Genomic DNA, 17,264 nt, shown 5'->3' on the forward strand with positions numbered 1-17,264 from the left:
TATTAATATAATATTTTCGCTATATGTTATAATATCTTATCTTATTTCAGCTTATTATATCCCTTAAAATCGAATTATTGTACATCAAGACCATCCATACTTAATCCTGCTGCATCTTCCGCAATTAGCCTTACTTTATAAGTACCTGCATTGATCATTGTACCAGTATTGGTATTGAAATAATTCCATTTCCCCTTTTTAGTTGGTGTAAACTCTATATGCTCTGCCGCTTTTAGTACCGCACCATCCATAGTTAATACTTCCATTTTTCCTTTTAACGAGCGCTCAAATGGATTGTGGTATTTTAGCGTAAGCGAGTAAGTATCGGCAACACCAACTGTAATGTGCCATTCCAATACATCGCCCGATGGCTTTTTAAATGTAACACGTACCTTATCCATCAGTTCCTCTTTTATCAATCCATTACCTATAAGATTTGCATCCGTTGCTTTGTAGGTGGTTACTGTTTTAAGGTCATATGCAGGCTGCATATTGCTTAATGGCAATACAGCAATAGTATATTTCCCATCCAGTTTCAGGGTTTCATCTTTGAGGTAGCGTTTTTTATAAATATTAAAAGTTTGTTCTCTGCTGTTATGGAGTGTTGTTTTGGTATCCTCAAAATTGGCTAGCCAAGCCGGTCGATTAATTACAAGAGTATCAACGGCTACATATACATCCGCATCGGCCGTAACCTTAAATTGTAAAGCAGCATTTGTTTTATTAGATGTTTGTATCCATTCTGCACCATAAAGGGCTGAAGGTAATGAAGTAAAATACACAGGATCATCAGCATACTGCTGATCGCCAAGATCCATCCATGTACTGGATCTAAAGCCGCTACCCCCTGCAAGCTCAATGATACTGTTACTCTCCCTTACCGGTGTTATATTTTTTGTAGTGGAGGCAATTGCAATCGCTGAAATCACAGCCTGTCCTGATTTTACCTGAGGAAAGGAAACAATAAGCTGTCCGCCTTTAACCCACGCTTTTACCGTTTTCTTTAAAACCGCATCATGCCCCACTTCCGCCCATATATCTACATCTTTAAGTAATGTTTGGCCATTTACAGCGACATCAAACAAACGCATCCCCTTAGCATTCATTCCTCCACCAGTACCTAACCAGGGTTCTATAAAATAGAGTTCTATCAGATATTCCCCGTCAGGAACAGGGAAATGATAGGTAAGTTGATCACGTCCATACCTAAAAGTTTGAAACAACTTCCAATCTATAGTGCCTTTAATCGGATCGAATGTACGGCGTTGACTGGCAAAAAATGCCGGCATACCGGGAAAACTAGTTGTCCAGGATCGAGAACCAAAACCTCCATTAATTAGTTGTCTGTCTGCCGACCACAGTTGTCCGTTCTGATCTTTATACTCCGGTCCACCACAATTTATTCGATACAAATAGGTATAGTCTTTTGCGGGAACTGTTATGTTTTTAGCATCCTTATTAAACTCATTAAAATGAGGCGCCACTGGTAAGTTGTTCAATACGATATAATCTTTAGCCACAGCCTTTCCATTTACATACCCCACAGCATAAAGTACATTGTATTGTACAATTACTCCATCCCATTGGAAATGCGTACCAATACCTCCTCGTTTTCTTTTCCCTAAGGATGCCTCGTTTACATCGTTAAAAAGCTCAACTTCATCACAATTGGAATACACAGTAATACTGTCCTTTTTACCCGGTTTCAACCATCTTTTCGGCCAGGTATGCGAAACAATATAAACCATAGGTTCTGTTTGTTTTGGTGCATAGTTGGCTCTAAACATATAAAATACATCCAATGGTTCTTCCCATGGAGTAAACATTCCTTTGTAATTTATAGGACCTACACGATCCAATTCTCTCAACCCCTCACCACCTTGTACCCTACCCGGATTATCATGCGAATTGAACAACCAGAAATAATGTCCAGCCGTTTTATCTTTTACTGATTCAGCTAGCCTGACCTTGGTTTCCATTAATTGGGTCATGTTATTTTCACTATACGTCCCTTTCTGCATAAAAGGGCCTTCTGTGTGCAAGTCAAGTGTACGCCAGGCACCATATTCACCAATCAACACTTGTCTTTGTATATCATCAGCATAGGTTAAAGGATCCCCACCGTAGGTGCCTGTCCAATTTTGCGGTACATCCCAGTCTGTCCCCTTACCACCATTACATGTTGTTACTTTTCGCTGAGCAGATGCCGTAGGATCCAACTTACGAATGAGCTCTGTACACTCTTTTGCGAAATCTTCGGGCAATGTGCTCTCATTTTCTAATCCCCACAATACTACTGAAGGGCTGTTGCGTCGTTCTTTAACCCAATCGGTAAGCAATAATTTAAAATTGGCTCTGAACTCAGGTGTATCATACCAAATGTGAGCTGCCATTTGTGTCCATGATAGAATCCCCAACTTGTCCCAATACTCCTGATAAAGCAAATTATGTGGCTGGTGCGCATCGCGAAAAGCATTAAAACCAGCGGCTTTAATTTGCATCACGCGCGATCTGATCTGTTCTGCACTAAAAGCATGACTGTTACCAATAAGGTGCTCATATTCTGCCACTCCATTTATAAAGACAGGTTTTCCATTCAATAAAAACCGTTTATCATCTGCAGGATGGTCTCCTATAGGCCAGCTGATCCAGCGAATGCCATAAGGAGTGCTCAATTCATCAATTACTTTATTTCCTTCAATAATGCTCGTTTTAAGTGTATACAAATAAGGGTTTTCTAAGGACCATAGCTTTACACCCTTCAAGTCTGCTGTTTGCTGAACTACTGTTAAACTCCTTCCTGCCAATAGCTTATTTACATTTTTACTTTCGCTTATTTTCTTGCCATCCTTATCAAACAACTGATTGATAACCTCTATTGTACGGGGTGTCGTACCATAATTCTTAATTTCCGTTTCCATTTTCAGCATAGCCGATTTTTCGGAAACTTTATTGTCATTCCAGATGTGCACGCCAAAAGGTTCGATCCTTACATCGCTGGTCACAACCAGGTGTACCGGCCTGAAAATCCCCATGGGCTGCGAGCCTTCGGAGAAACCACGTTCTGTCGAACAGCCACCATCTACCCAAGGTAGGTCTTGAATGTTCACTGGATGATCAGCACGTACAGCCAGCAGATTAGACTGGTTGTTTAATTTAATCACATTCGTTACATCCAGTGTAAAGGTGGTACGGCCACCGGCATGGTAACCTACCTTTTTACCGTTTAGCCATATGCTGGCATACGAACCAACCCCTTCAAAATAAAGAAAGAAACGTTTACCTGTTTTTTGAGCTGTAGTTGTAAAGGTTTTACGATACCAGGCGTAGCCATGTCTGTTGCCATGTAACAACCTGCGATACCCTTCATACTGATCCCAATTGTGCGGAACATTTACCCTTTTCCAGCTTTTATCATTAAAGTTGCTTTGTTCAAAACCATTATAGGCATTGATATTTATATCATTGGCAATGCTTTGCCAGTTGCTATTTAGTGTAGTATTTTTACGTAATCCTGTTTGTGTAAAACCTGTACTAGTTAAAAGAATGCCTACCAAAAAGACAATAAGCTTTCTTTTATAATTTCTCCAAATCTCCATTCAATTTATATATTTCTCCCTTTTGTGTAGCGATACTGGTAATTTTATTTCCGTACCGCAACAGACAAACCCCTCCGGTTTTAGAAGAAATCTCCAGTGCCGTTAACACACCTTTACTCCATTTAAAATTTAACTCAAAGCCACCGCGTGCACAAATCCCATTCACTTCTCCCTCCGGAATATCTGCAGGTAACGCTGGTAACAATTCAACAAATTGCGTATGACTTTGTAAAAGCATCTCGGCAATACCTGCAGCGCCACCAAAATTGCCATCAATCTGAAATGGTGGATGAGCATCAAATAGATTCACATAAGCACCACCACCTTTTTCTGCAGGACTAATCAGCATTTTCACCATTTTCATAGCATGGTCGCCATCTTTAAATCTTGCCCAGAAATTGATTTTCCATGCAAGGCTCCACCCTGTACCTTCATCACCTCTGTAAATTAAGGATTGGCGCGCGGCCTTCATCATATCCGGCGTATCCCAGGTAATGTCGTTACCCGGGTGTACCCCCCATAAATGCGAGACATGCCTATGTTTATTAGTAGTATCGTCTTTATCTTCAAGCCATTCCTGCAACTGTCCATATTTACCAATCTGATTAGGTGCAATCAGAGTAAGTTTTTGTTGTAATGTTTTTCTAAATTCAGCATCAGTTCCCAACAATTCACTGGCCGCAATACAGTTCTTAAACAATGTCCTGATGATCTGATGATCCATTGTTGGTCCTGCCACTAAACCTCCATTTTCCGGAGAATTAGATGGTGTACTGATCAACCAACCTGTTTTAGGATCTTTGATCAAGAAATCTACGAAAAAAACTGCCGCCTGCTTCATTAAGGGGTAGGCTTCATTTTTAAGAAAAGCCCTGTCTTGGGTAAACTGGTAATGCTCCCATAAATGCTGACTTAACCAACCTGCACCAGAAACCCATATCCCATGATTTGAAGCATTTATAGGTGCCGTGCCGTTCCATAAATCGGTATTGTGATGCAACACCCAGCCATTTGCATTGTAATGTACTTTTGCCGTCATGGCACCGTTTTGTGCGAGTTCTTGTATCTTTTTAAATAAAGGCTCATTCAGAGGTTCCAAATTCAAAATCCCGGTTGGCCAGTAATTCATCTCCAGGTTAATATTGGTGGTGTACTTACTACCCCATGGCGGAGTTAGCAAATCATTCCAGATGCCCTGAAGATTTGCAGGCTGGGTTCCGGGTCTCGAGCTTGAAATCAACAAATAGCGACCGTATTGCACATATAAGGCCGCAAAGGGGGCATCGGCTGATCCTGCAAACTTCTCTATGCGCTCATCGGTAGGTAAGCCTTCATTTTCGCTCTTTCCAAAACTAATTGAAAAGGGATTATAGTATTTTTGGTATTCTTTTACATGTGCTGATTTAATCTGTGCGTAAGTTTTATTTTGTAAGCTAGCAATGGCTTTTATACAGGCAGCAGCAGGATTTCCAGATACATTTTTATCGTTAATAAAATTGGTACCTGCAGTAAGGTAAAGGGTAACTTCATCTGCATTGGTTATGCTTAACTTACCTTGTCCAACCAGTAATTTCCCTTTTGTAATAACTGCTTTAAGCTGACTTTGACCTTTTAAAACGCCACCACGTACACTTAAGGTCAATGAAATGGTATTTTCATTTATTTTTTTAACAGCAGTATATTTATGTGGACTGCCCAGTAAAGCATCTAAACTAATGCTTCCTTTTTTATCAGCAGTTAAACGGATTACGACAGCCTGATTTGGCTGACTGGCAAAATACTCACGTAAATAATTTACACCATTTAACGTATAAGATGTACTGGCAATAGCTGTACTTAAATCTAACTTGCGTTTGTAATTGGTAACGGCAACAGCCTGATTTTTAAAGTTCAGAAACAGATCACCAAATGGCTGATAACTCGCCTGAAACTGTGAAACTACTGGTGGTTCATCATTCTGAATCTTATATTTCCACTCTTTAACCAACGAAACTCCTTTTTCGGGTTGATCGCCTTCGGGATAAACTGCAATAGGTCTATTGATATCTTTATAACCTGCTATACCGCCTTTATCAAAGTAATTCAATACTTGTATAGCAATTGTATTTGTTCCTTTTTTAATCAGTTTAGCCGGAATGGTATACTTTCTTGGTGTAGTCCCATCTGTATTGCCAACAAGCGTTCCGTTTACGTAGGTAAAGTCCTGATCGCGGATACGATTCAAGTCAAGCACCAGGTTTTTACCCAGCCAGTTTTCAGGTACATCAAAGGTAGTACGCAACCATACTGCACCATCAAAGCCCGATAGTCCCACTGTTGTTTCCCAGCCTTCATAGCTCGGTACTTTAATGGTTTTCCATTGCTGGTCATCGTAGCTTTCTGCAGCCGGATTACCCTGCATACCTTTCCCGGTTTTCATTTCCGCAGTCCATTTATCCCTGTCTCCCGCTCCGCTCTGGCTGCCCATAAACTTTTCTTCAGCTAACTTTTCTGCAGCACTCTGTTTACCTTCAAAAAGTAGTTTCCTGATCTCGGCAAGGTAGCCAGCAGCACCTTTGTGATTATAATCTCTAGGACCACCTGTCCATAAGGTTTCTTCATTAAACTGAATGTGATCCCTTTCCACACCTGCAAATATCATGGCTCCTATACGTCCATTTCCAATAGGCAGAGCATCAGTCCATTTTACTGCAGGTTTGTTATACCAAAGTTGATAGGAAGGTTGTTGGGCAACAACATGTGTAATGATTAAACAATTGATCATTACTACAGACATCAAGTTTGGGAAACTTATAAATTTCATCTTGATACAAATTAAATTACTTAATTGAATCTCCCGAAATAACCCTTACTGCCTCTGTAACTTCCCTCTCAGTTAAAACAGGAGTTTTAGCATGACTAAAGTTATTATTTCCTAACGTTATATTTTTAATCTTTTCTCCACTTAATTTTAAGTACACTTCCGTACCCACAACCGGAAAAGAATTATAAATAAACGCGTCATTTACGTTTTTAAGATCTATTACTGCTGCATTTTTATGTGGCTCATAACTCTTCAACCCATTAATAGTCAACATTTTTACATTATCGACTTTTACTGAAGGGCCGATTTCTGTATTTACCTGGACATTATGAAATTCTATCCTGTTGGAATTATGAATATCAAATCCCGTTTTAGCTTCCATATTGATATCGTTAAAGCTGATATTCTCAATAGGCATTTCTTCCAATCCATTTAGATAAGCAGCCTGATTTACCTGCGCTGTAATGTTGCTAAAATGGATATTTCTGAATCTTGGTGTACGCTCAGAGATAGGCTCAACCACCGTTTTAGCATATTGCAGATCAAGCACAATAGCCTGTAGGCCTATATTTTTCATGATGATGTTATCTACTCTGATTTCTTCAACTATGCCACCTCTTCCACGTGCAGATTTGATACGGATACCCCGATCTGTGCCATCAAATACACAGTTAGAAATAGTAATCTTTCTTACATCACCAGACATTTCGCTACCAATAACCACCCCCCCATGACCGGAAAGCATGGTGCAGTTGGTAATGGTATAGTTCTCGGCCGGAACAGCCATTTTTCTGCCCGGTTCATCTTTACCCGATTTAATGGTAATGCAATCATCCCCAACGCTAATGTGGCAATTAGAAATGTGTACGTTGTTACAAGACTCAGGATTGATTCCGTCTGTATTTGGCGAATGTGGGTTGTTAATCGTTACTGCGTGAACAGTTACATTTTCGCAAAACTCGGGGTTAACCGTCCAGAAAGGAGAATTACGGATACTAATTCCCTCTATCAAAACATTTTTACAATACATAGTCTGAATAAATGGCGGACGAAGAAAGCCTCGTTTCATCTGCTTTGGCTCATCAGGCATAAGTATATCCTTATTGAGCTCATCAAATTGATATTGCCATTTAGATCTTGTCTGTCCTTCTTTATAACCTTCTACAAAATCCCACCATTTTTTACCATGTCCATCTATGATGCCTCGACCCTTAATGGCAATATTTTCTGCTTTATATGCATAAAACAAAGGGGAGAAACTAGTTACATCTACCCCTTCATATCTGCTTTTTACCATGGGTAGATAATCATCAAAATTATCACTAAAATGAAGCTCAGCTCCTGCATCAATAAAAATAGTGATGTTACTTTTCAGGTGTATTGCTCCTGTTAAATATTTCCCGGCAGGGAAATAGACAGTACCTCCACCAGCTTTTGAAGCTGCATCAATGGCCCTTCTAATAGCTGAAGTGGCTAATTTGCTACTGTCATTCTTTGCACCATACTTTAACACATTGTAATAAGGTTGTGCGTTTGCATTAAGAACTATTGCACAGCAACATGCTATAAAAATGGTAAAAAATCTGGTAACAGGATACGAATTACAAAACTTCATTTTTCGGCTATATTAACTGGTTATTTAAGTTGAATTACTGCAGGTTTTAAGTTCGCAGCATGATAAATTTCTTTTCCGTTGGCATAGATGTACAACCCTTTTCCTTTATTGTATTTCTTACCGGTTTTATCCCATAATACTTTAAGAATCTTTCCGTGATATGAGATGTTATCCAGTTGAAACCAATCCCAAGCCCCTTCCGGAATTAAAGGATAAAATCCAATGGCATTATCTACCCTTGGTTTAATACCGATCAAATCATTAATTACTAAATCGCAAAAAGTAGAGTGGTTATAAAAACTGCTTCTTGGGTTATCACCTTTCAGCCATTCGCCATTCTTTTCATCCTGATACTCCCCCAGATAGGGTTTACCATTCTTCTGATGAGACTTAGCGTATTTATGGAGTTCATCATAAAAGACTTTTGTGGTCATCTTACCATGATTTTTATAATTGGTAAGCAAATTAGCCAACCCCTTTAAGGTTTGGGCACTGGCAAAAGGCCATAAAGCACCATCCCATTCACAATTATGCCCGGAGCCTCTGGTTCTGAATGAAGGTTCTCTTCTTTCAGCAGTAGTTAAACCCCAAGGTGCATTAAATCCTCCGGTATCCAATAGCTGGTCCCAGGCCTTAGCATAAATTGGTTGATCAGCAGGCAAGTTAAAATCCCATGGAATAAATCCTATCGCTTCGCGTGCATTTGCCAGTTCTCCATGGGCCATTCCGGTTTTAAAAAAGCTTGCTTTGCTATCCCAAAGACTATCTTGCACTAATTTTTTAAGCTCGTCAGCTTTACCATTATATTTTTGCACAAGTGCCTTATCACCAATAATATCAGCTATACTAGCCAGTGCTTTAGCATTTCCATACATATAACTGTTAATTGTTGGTCTTCTGTTCTCTTCTTTTCTCGATCCACTCACCGACTCTTCCATGCCGTCTTTTACATCAAACTGCCAGAACAAACCACTCTTTAACTGCCTTTCCTTTTCCCACTTGGCATAATCGGCATCCAATGCAGGCAAAATGCGTTTTAAATGAGCTATATCGGGTGTTACTAAATAATTCTGATAAACAGCATCATCCAACCAACTGCTAAACTGATGGAAACGCTGCCTGCTCTGACCAACATCAGCATAATACAACCAGAAGTCTATGTATTCCTTTAAATAATCTGTGTTTTTAAGCCAGCGGCCTTCGTAAATGTGATGTCCCAGCGCACAACTAATAGAATTATATTTACCGGCATGTTTAACAGGTTCAATAAACTCAGTGAAGATAAAACCTTCGGGTGTTTTTACAAGATGTTTGCGAAAAGACCACCAACGGTAATAATAATTTTGCTCCAGCACTTTGTCCGGGCAGTCCAGCAAAGGTATGTTTTGTGCAAGCCAATCATAAGATTGCGCATTTGGCACAAAATTTTTGACGGCTTCTGTATCAATGGAGTTAAAATAAGTCACATATTTTTTAAGCTTTGCCGTGACCTGTGATTGCGCAAAAACTCCAGTTCCGACCAGCAAAAACAGGGCAATGGCTATTAATTCTTTTCTATTCATCATTATTCAAATAACCAATCAATATCTTTTCCCTTGCCATCCAATCCTGCATTATAAATCCGCATTTTCTGACTTTCACTAATAAAACCAAGAATCATGCAAGCTCCCTTTCCTAAAGTTAAAGTATTTGTTCCTGCTTCAAACGAATAAGCGTGCACGTTAATCGGTGGATAGCCATCTAAAACCAGGGCATTGGAGATCTTTATCTCCGATTGTCCATAATTATTTGCGCTGGCATCAGTTTCCAATTCTGGCGCAGCCAGATAAGAACGCCCTTTTTTATTGAAGAAGCCAACCAACACTTTTACCGGAGTTGTATTACTAAACTTAAGTGTAGTACCGGATTTTATCTGTTGTGCTTTATTCAATTTTACACCTTTAAGTCCTATCAATTTTTCTGTGACATCTTTTATAGGGGCAACTGAATCAATAAATACCCCCGCATCTTTATTAATGATGTAGCTTTCGTTGCCCGACAATAGTTTAACTACAGCATTTTTAAATGGCTCCATAATATTCGCTTTTCCTAAACCTACTGATTTTAAGGAGTCAATACTTCTTTTAAAATGGTTAAGCTCTTTGGTAAACACCGGTAACATTTCCTTCCAGTGGATAAAAGTTTTGTCTACCCCACGCATTGGTATTTTACGTTGTTTGGTTTGCATGCTGTTTGCATACAGGTAATCATTCTGTGTCAGTTTAACCAGATCAGCATAATAATCAACGCTCTTTTCCAGAAATGGTAAAGCCTTTTCCAAATCGGCTACATCATTAGAATACTTATACCGTAAAACCCATAGTGCAGACTTTACCTTTTCTGCATAAAAATTTGCCATGGCGTCATAACAATACATATCGTTCCTAAGTCTTCTAAACTCTGCTGTATCTTTGGTAACGGTTGGCGCTGCTTTATTTATAGCTGCCAACGCTTGTTTACCATGTGCGATCACTTCTTTAGCTACCTGCACCGGTGTTTCTCCAATATGCCCCTGTTTTTTCCATTCCTTCTCAGCATACTCGATTATCATCTCCCCTTCCGGCGCTTCTGATTCGTACATTAAAGTAAATAAGCCATAACGATAAGGATTGATCAGCTGCGTCATTAACATACCTAATGTTAAGGTCTGCCTGTTTCCATCTGTAATCCCGTAACGACGTAAAAGCTTAGGAGAAATCTCTCCTGATGCTTCATAAGCATCTAAAATTGCTTTGCCTCCGTTTAAATCAGTGCCATATTTGTTGGCTAATTCCTGTCCCCAGTAATTGATCTCCTCATTTCTATCTCTGGCAGAATTCCATGCATACCTGGCCCATTCTTTGTACCAAATCCAATCCCTATCGACCTGTAATTGTCTTTCGCTAATCTTATCAGCCGTATAAGGCCAATCCCAGTAACCGGATTGCGGATAAAGATGCAAGCCCTTAGCTCCATATATTTTATTCATGGCCTGTACTGATTTCTGGATAAAATCAGCAGAACCATAGCGAAAGGGTTCAAGATTAGCCAGAATATGCACATTAGCAATATGAACGGTACCAATTGCACTTAATTTTCTATGTAACTCTGCCCAACTTCCCCTTGGTGTATAGGTAGTTAAAGCTTCACCATTAAACTTATTTTCGGTGTACAGATTTTTATATAAAGGTAAAGCTGATGCCATTACTCTTGGTGCATCTGTATCATGAGCTCTCAAAACAATTGGAGGTTCATTTTTAATACCAGCAGCTTTTAAACCGTCTTTTACACCAGGAATAATTGTCTCAGTAAACCAATCCACATCATCCTGTCCTACACCTTCCATCGCTTCGCCCAAAGCCACTAACAAGCCTACATTAGGATATTTCTCCACAAAGGCAGCAATAGATTTGCGGGTATAATCGGCTATTAATGGAATAATGGGACGATTTCTATCCTGGGTTTTCATGTGATGTTTTTCGGCAAAAGGCTTTGGAATAAGAATGTTATAAAACATCTGAATTACCCATATACCACGTTTATCCGCTTCTTCTGTAAGAAACTTAAACATTTCTTCATTCTTTTTAAAAGTCTCATCACTTACTTCTACTGCGTAAGGATAATCTTTAAGTCTGACCAACGATGCGAAAGGATGTCCATTCCAAAGATATAATGAATTATAACGGTTCTCTACCATCATGTCCAAATACTGTATCCACAATGCTTTATCATAAAACCAAGGAAAAGTTTCTGGTGTATAGGGATATTCATATACATCTCTGCCGGGCAAATACTCAGGCTTTTGTAATCCGATGCATGTGCCACGTAATACCATTTCTGGCTGATCTATAAGAGATATATCTTCGGGGAGTTTACCTTTAGTTTTTATTTCATCTGCAAGCTCCATGCAACCGTACAAAGCCCCGGAATGATCTGTACCTTCAACAACAAGGTTCTTGTCTTTGGTGTAACTGATGCTAAACCCTTCTTTTCCGGGTTGTTTACCTGAATTGGTTGTTGATAAACCAGTCAGTAGTTTATCTCCTTTTGTACCGATTACAATCAGTTCGCTGCCTTTTGGCACTTTATCACTTTGTACAATCTTAACATCATAACCAATTAATGATAATGATTTTACCAATCTATCTGCTCCGAATTTAACCCTTGAATTGCTTTGGATTGGAATAACGATAGTGCGTTTATTTTTTTTATAAACCTCAATCGCACCAGATCCTGTAGTGCTAAAAAGCAAAAAACACAAACAAATAAAAATGGGGAAATTTCTCATTCAATACAGATTTCAGAATATCTAAAGCTTTAAAAAAGTTCAGACTACATTTGGTTAAATATGCAAATCTCAAATATAGTTACTGGCCTATAGGCTTTACTATATTATTTCCCCAAAATCCTGTAGGATATTACCATTGGCTATTTCAAGTTGTAAAAAAGCTGTTATACTTAATAAAAAATCATATTTTAATACAAACTTTCTTTATGAAATCAATAGGAATCGTCTTCATACTCTGCTTTATCACCATAGGTTGTTTTGCGCAGAAAAAAAATCATATTCTTATCATTACCGGAGGCCATGGATTTAAACAGATACCATTTTACAATATGTTTGACTCCCTGGGCAATATCAGTTATGATAAACTAAAACAACCTGAAGCTAACGAACTGATCGCTTCTCCTGCGGTTGATAAATACGACGCCCTGGTTTTCTATGATATGTATGATACAATCACGCCTCCACAAAAACAAGCCTACCTGAAATTATTGAATAAAGGAAAGGCAATGATTTTTCTGCATCATTCACTTGTATCTTATCAGAAATGGGATGAATTTCAACGGATTATAGGTGGCAAGTATTATACAGAACCAACAGTCATAAACGGTGACACATTAAGCTCCAACTATCAACATGATGTAATTATTCCGGTAAAAATTGAAGACCCAAAACATCCGGTTACCAGAGGACTTAAAGATTTTGAAATCCATGATGAAGTTTATGGTCGATTTGGTATTCAACCTGGCATAAAACCTTTACTCAGTACAACTCATCCGGGGAGCTCACGTTATATCGCATGGATTAATCCATACGGGAATAACAAAGTGCTTTTTATACAACTTGGACATGGACCAGAAGCTTTTGCCAATCCTAATTACAGAAAATTGTTGAAACAGGGAATTGAATGGTCTGTGGCCCAGCATAAAAAATAAAAAGAGGTTATAAATAAGAGGCATATAGTGCCGGCATTCATCCTCTTCTTTAAATTTTTACAAAAAAACATTAACTTGCAGAAGTCAAACTTCTAGAAATTAACATCTCACCATGAAATTAAAAATACCTAATAATCTCCGGACAGAAAAGCATCCTTTCAGGCAACTCTCAGTAACGTCCTTTATCATCAGCATACTTACCATTGTTTTTGGGCTTATCTTGCTTCTCACTGTAAAACAAGATTTAAAAGCAGGTTTCATAAATCTGGTAGTTGAGAAATTAAGTGCAGGTCTTGCCTTTCTCATAGTAGGCGGAATTTCATTCTGGAGGGGTTATCAGCATGAACGCAGCTTTGATCTTGATGAAACTTACAGTCCTGCTCAAAATAAACGTGTAAACAATTTACTGGGACAAAGAAACAAAGGCCAAAATGGCGCCAGTGCACTTTCAGATATTTTGCACAGCCATTCGTTTAGCCTCGTTGATATAGAAAAAAGCGATATCAAATGGTGGGAAGTATTATTTTTCAGATTAATATCAGGAAAAAAGAACTCAAAGATTGTTGATCATCTTCCTTATCCTGTCACCCAATTCATCAAGAATCAATCTAAATCTATCTCGCTATTGGCCTCATTTTTAGTGATCTTATTCTTTTTCCTTTTTCTAGCTTACCTTGAGATTTTTCCGATAAACATGACCTGGATCAATCTGTTTATATTAGTAGGATTACTGAGCTTATGTAGACCATCGAGAATCGAGTCCTTAGTAGAAAGATCACAAAAAAACGATATCAGATATAAAATTGTATTGTTTGTCATCTTCTTTATATTGACAATCTTTTTCTTTAAACCTTATACAGGCCAAATCAATTTTGCCCTATTTGCATTTATACTCGCTGTGGGTGCAATTATGATATTCACCTCGCTTGTTGCATTTAAATTAATAGAAAGGGCTTTCGGCAAACGTGAAGTAGTGACCGTAAATGTTTCAACTTTAGGAAGGACCAATCACCGCACTTACACACAGCCCGGAAATCTGTTACAACAATTTGAGAATACAGTTGCTAAGCTAACAGGCTGGCAGACCAAGCAAGCTACCGCTTATGCTAAAGATGCGCTGGCTGGCGATGAGAACAGAAAGGGTGATTTCAATTTTGAATATGTTTATGAAACAGAACCAGCCCTGTTCTCATCTACCTATGATGAGGAGACCGATCAACTGATTAAGAAGGTATGGGGTATTGGAACTATATTGATATGCCTGGGGATCATCCTCATATTTTGTAGTGTGATGACCACACCCGGCATAGATATTGACCTGGTTAAAAATCAACCCACTGCTGCACTGATCACTTACTCTCCCAATGTACTTTTATGCCTGTTCCTGGTGCTGCTTGGAATTGCAGTAAATTCTTTTGGCAGAAAGCTGGTTTATGAAATCTACATGTTTTTTAATACTGAGATTTTCTTCCAATCGAACGTTATTCTATTTAATTGTACAGGAAATTATGATGAATTTGAGCAGCATGGTGGTGGGCTAAAACGTAAAGATACCTCTACAGACTTTACTCTTGATATAAAGGTATGCAATGTTATCAGTAGTGTTTTTATCTACCCTTCCCTTAAAGCAGATGCACTTGCTAGACGCGAAAGGTTTATCGTAAAAACAGCTAAGAACGATGCACTGCTCTCTCAATTACTTCATGATTATGCCGATAACTTAAGTACTTATATGTTGCCAGGAGATATCAATGTGATGAAAGAGCAGATCACCGATTTTCAAAGATCAAGGAACATAGAATAAAAACTTTACTTTCCAACAAGCAGTTCCTTCAAACTTACCGTCTTGTTATTAATCATCGGCTTAGCATAATAAGCCAGAAACAGTATATAAGCCAAAGTGATGTAAAGAAACATCAATGCATAACGCAGTCCTATTACATCGCCCAAAGAACCAATTATTAGTGGCACTAATGCCCCGCCAAAAATACCTGAACATAATATCCCTGAAAAAGAACCATGATGCTGCGCAACAGAGTTTAAAGCCAGAGAAAAGATAATAGAAAACATTACCGAAATAAAGAATCCAGCTAGTGGAAAGGCATATAATGCCATATCCTTCTCGCCAAATAATGCTATAGAAACTGTAACCATCGAAATCAGTGTAGCTATTTTCAGGATCAACTTTGAATCCCATAGCTTTAACAAAGCCAGGCCAAGTAAACACCCCAGCGACATTAAGCCCCAGAACCATGCCACTGCCTGCGCACCACCTTGATTGGGATCTACATTATGGTAAGTCCTTAAAAACTCAGACATCCAGTTTGCCAATGCCTGTTCTGTACCTACATAAGCCACAATACCAACAAAAAACAACAATACTTCCTTGTTTTTAAGCAAACCCAGATAAACACTTGTGGCTCCAGATTTTTCGTCGTCCTTTAATTCTACCACAGGCATTTTTATAAAAGAAAGTAACAATAGAATCAATAAAAAGATAAAGCTAAACAGCCAGTACAATGCAGTCCACGATAAATTGTCTTTTACCAAACCAGCCAACATCCCTACTAATGGATTTCCAATAGGAGTTGCAGAAAGTTCTGATAAGAGATAAGAAAATACAAACGGGCTGATAAAAGAGGCCAAACCAAATACCAATTGCCCCATCACAGAAAAGAAAGCAAAATTTTCTTCTCCACCTGCAGTACGCATCAACGGATTAATAATCACTTGCAACATCGCCATCCCCATCCCAATGATAAATAAAGAGCCCAGGGCAATACTATATTGTGGGTATAGACCAAAAGCGATAGCACCAATAAAATTCAAAGTAAAAGCGATCAACATCGATTTTTTCTCACCAATCCGCTCAATCATCATTCCTGATGGAATAGACATAATTCCATAAGCCAAAAAAAATGAAAAAGGCAAAAAAGCCGCCATCGTAAGACTCAGTTTATAAGTCTGAATGATAATAGGCATTAACGGACCAAGAATATTGGTCACAAATGAAATGACGAACCAGATCAATAAAATAACGCCAACCAGAAAATTATTACGCTGCATATAAATTCTTTTAAATGATTAAAACTTTGAAAACACTCTTGCTGCGCAACCGAGCAAACCTGCCTGATTACCTAATTTTGCAGCCACAATATGGGTATACTGTGAGGTTCCGGGCATAACCCTTTCCATCACTCTTGATTTGATCTCTTCGATGTAGAATTTACCTGCTTCAGTAATTCCTCCACCCAATACTACTTTTTGCGGACTAAACACATTTATATAACTTGCTATTCCTGTTGCCATGTAATCGAAATGTTTTTGCATGGCCGAAACGGCTTCTTGCTCCCTGGCCAGGTAATTCTCTACAATCATTTTCCCGGTTATACCTTCGGTATCGGTATCATGCAACACTGCATAATCATTAATTAATGCACTTACTGAAGCATAAGCTTCGAAACAGCCCGATGATCCACAAGAGCACTTAATTCCGTTATGCTGGATGGTGATGTGCCCCAATTCTGTACCCCTGTTTTTATAACCACCATAAAGCTTACCATCAATGATCAGTCCGCCTCCTATCCCTGTACCTATCGTGATAAAAACCACATCAGTGCAATCACCAGCAGCGCCATAAACCAACTCTCCCCAGCCCATCATATTGGCATCATTATCAATCACCACATTTAAACTCGTAGAAGCAGCTATGATTTTACCCAAATCTAAGTTTTCAAATCCGGGCAAATTGTCGGCCCCACCGATCACCACATTCTGATCTACGATACCGGGAAAACCAATACCAACTCCGATTACTTTTTCGGGAGCATACTCCACACATTTGCGGATAGCTGCATTAATTAATGCAATTACTTCACCTTCTGTTAAAACATTATTTAGCGGAAATAAAAATGAATAGACCACTTCTCCTGTGTTACTTACCAGTCCACATTTTAAGGATGAACCACCCACATCAATTCCTATAGCGTACGATTTTGTCAATTTTTCT

General features: G+C 38.8%; 9 protein-coding genes. 2 read left to right on the forward strand and 7 right to left on the reverse strand.

What is annotated here, in order from left to right; genetic code table 11:
• Positions 1 to 74 precede the first annotated feature (74 nt).
• The 5 genes from P0Y49_13030 to P0Y49_13050 are packed head-to-tail and all read right to left on the reverse strand — an operon-like array spanning position 75 to position 12,323.
• Positions 75 to 3,599 (reverse strand): malectin domain-containing carbohydrate-binding protein, encoded by a 3,525-nt coding sequence (locus tag P0Y49_13030; protein WEK17720.1) that lies wholly within the window; start codon positions 3,597 to 3,599, stop codon positions 75 to 77.
• Positions 3,577 to 6,402 (reverse strand): glycoside hydrolase N-terminal domain-containing protein, encoded by a 2,826-nt coding sequence (locus P0Y49_13035; GenBank protein WEK17721.1) that lies wholly within the window; start codon positions 6,400 to 6,402, stop codon positions 3,577 to 3,579. The genes P0Y49_13030 and P0Y49_13035 overlap by 23 nt, the downstream gene beginning before the upstream one ends.
• Positions 6,403 to 6,418: 16 nt before the next feature.
• Positions 6,419 to 8,017, reverse strand: coding sequence for a glycoside hydrolase family 28 protein (locus P0Y49_13040; GenBank protein WEK17722.1), 1,599 nt, complete (start codon positions 8,015 to 8,017; stop codon positions 6,419 to 6,421).
• Positions 8,018 to 8,037: 20 nt separating this feature from the next.
• A complete protein-coding gene (locus P0Y49_13045; GenBank protein WEK17723.1) occupies positions 8,038 to 9,582 on the reverse strand; it encodes a trehalase family glycosidase in 1,545 nt (514 codons plus the stop codon).
• Complete coding sequence (locus P0Y49_13050; GenBank protein ID WEK17724.1) at positions 9,582 to 12,323, reverse strand: hypothetical protein; 2,742 nt, start codon at positions 12,321 to 12,323, stop codon at positions 9,582 to 9,584. The genes P0Y49_13045 and P0Y49_13050 overlap by 1 nt, the downstream gene beginning before the upstream one ends.
• Positions 12,324 to 12,529: 206 nt before the next feature.
• Between P0Y49_13050 and P0Y49_13055 the strand changes: the two genes are divergently transcribed.
• Positions 12,530 to 13,255 (forward strand): ThuA domain-containing protein, encoded by a 726-nt coding sequence (locus tag P0Y49_13055; GenBank protein ID WEK17725.1) that lies wholly within the window; start codon positions 12,530 to 12,532, stop codon positions 13,253 to 13,255.
• Between the two features lie 112 nt (positions 13,256 to 13,367).
• The gene (locus P0Y49_13060) at positions 13,368 to 15,059 is read left to right on the forward strand and encodes a hypothetical protein (GenBank protein ID WEK17726.1); all 1,692 of its coding nucleotides are present in this window, start codon (positions 13,368 to 13,370) and stop codon (positions 15,057 to 15,059) included.
• A 5-nt stretch (positions 15,060 to 15,064) separates the two neighbouring features.
• Here P0Y49_13060 and P0Y49_13065 read toward each other — a convergent pair whose 3' ends face one another.
• Together P0Y49_13065 and P0Y49_13070 are read right to left on the reverse strand one after the other, a co-directional pair.
• Complete coding sequence (locus P0Y49_13065) at positions 15,065 to 16,321, reverse strand: MFS transporter (protein ID WEK17727.1); 1,257 nt, start codon at positions 16,319 to 16,321, stop codon at positions 15,065 to 15,067.
• Between the two features lie 18 nt (positions 16,322 to 16,339).
• On the reverse strand, positions 16,340 to 17,257 hold the full coding sequence (locus tag P0Y49_13070) for an ROK family protein (GenBank protein ID WEK17728.1): 918 nt from the start codon (positions 17,255 to 17,257) through the stop codon (positions 16,340 to 16,342).
• Positions 17,258 to 17,264 lie beyond the last annotated feature (7 nt).

It is taken from the genome of Candidatus Pedobacter colombiensis, assembly GCA_029202485.1.
In the GTDB taxonomy this organism is placed as follows: domain Bacteria; phylum Bacteroidota; class Bacteroidia; order Sphingobacteriales; family Sphingobacteriaceae; genus Pedobacter; species Pedobacter colombiensis.

Excerpts from the sequence above, each read along its gene's own strand:
- P0Y49_13065 (WEK17727.1), bottom strand. The coding sequence starts at position 16,321 with ATGCAGCGTAATAATTTTCTGGTTGGCGTTATTTTATTGATCTGGTTC.
- P0Y49_13030 (WEK17720.1), bottom strand. The coding sequence starts at position 3,599 with ATGGAGATTTGGAGAAATTATAAAAGAAAGCTTATTGTCTTTTTGGTA.
- P0Y49_13045 (WEK17723.1), bottom strand. The coding sequence starts at position 9,582 with ATGATGAATAGAAAAGAATTAATAGCCATTGCCCTGTTTTTGCTGGTC.
- P0Y49_13055 (WEK17725.1), top strand. The coding sequence starts at position 12,530 with ATGAAATCAATAGGAATCGTCTTCATACTCTGCTTTATCACCATAGGT.
- P0Y49_13060 (WEK17726.1), top strand. The coding sequence starts at position 13,368 with ATGAAATTAAAAATACCTAATAATCTCCGGACAGAAAAGCATCCTTTC.
- P0Y49_13040 (WEK17722.1), bottom strand. The coding sequence starts at position 8,017 with ATGAAGTTTTGTAATTCGTATCCTGTTACCAGATTTTTTACCATTTTT.
- P0Y49_13035 (WEK17721.1), bottom strand. The coding sequence starts at position 6,402 with ATGAAATTTATAAGTTTCCCAAACTTGATGTCTGTAGTAATGATCAAT.
- P0Y49_13050 (WEK17724.1), bottom strand. The coding sequence starts at position 12,323 with ATGAGAAATTTCCCCATTTTTATTTGTTTGTGTTTTTTGCTTTTTAGC.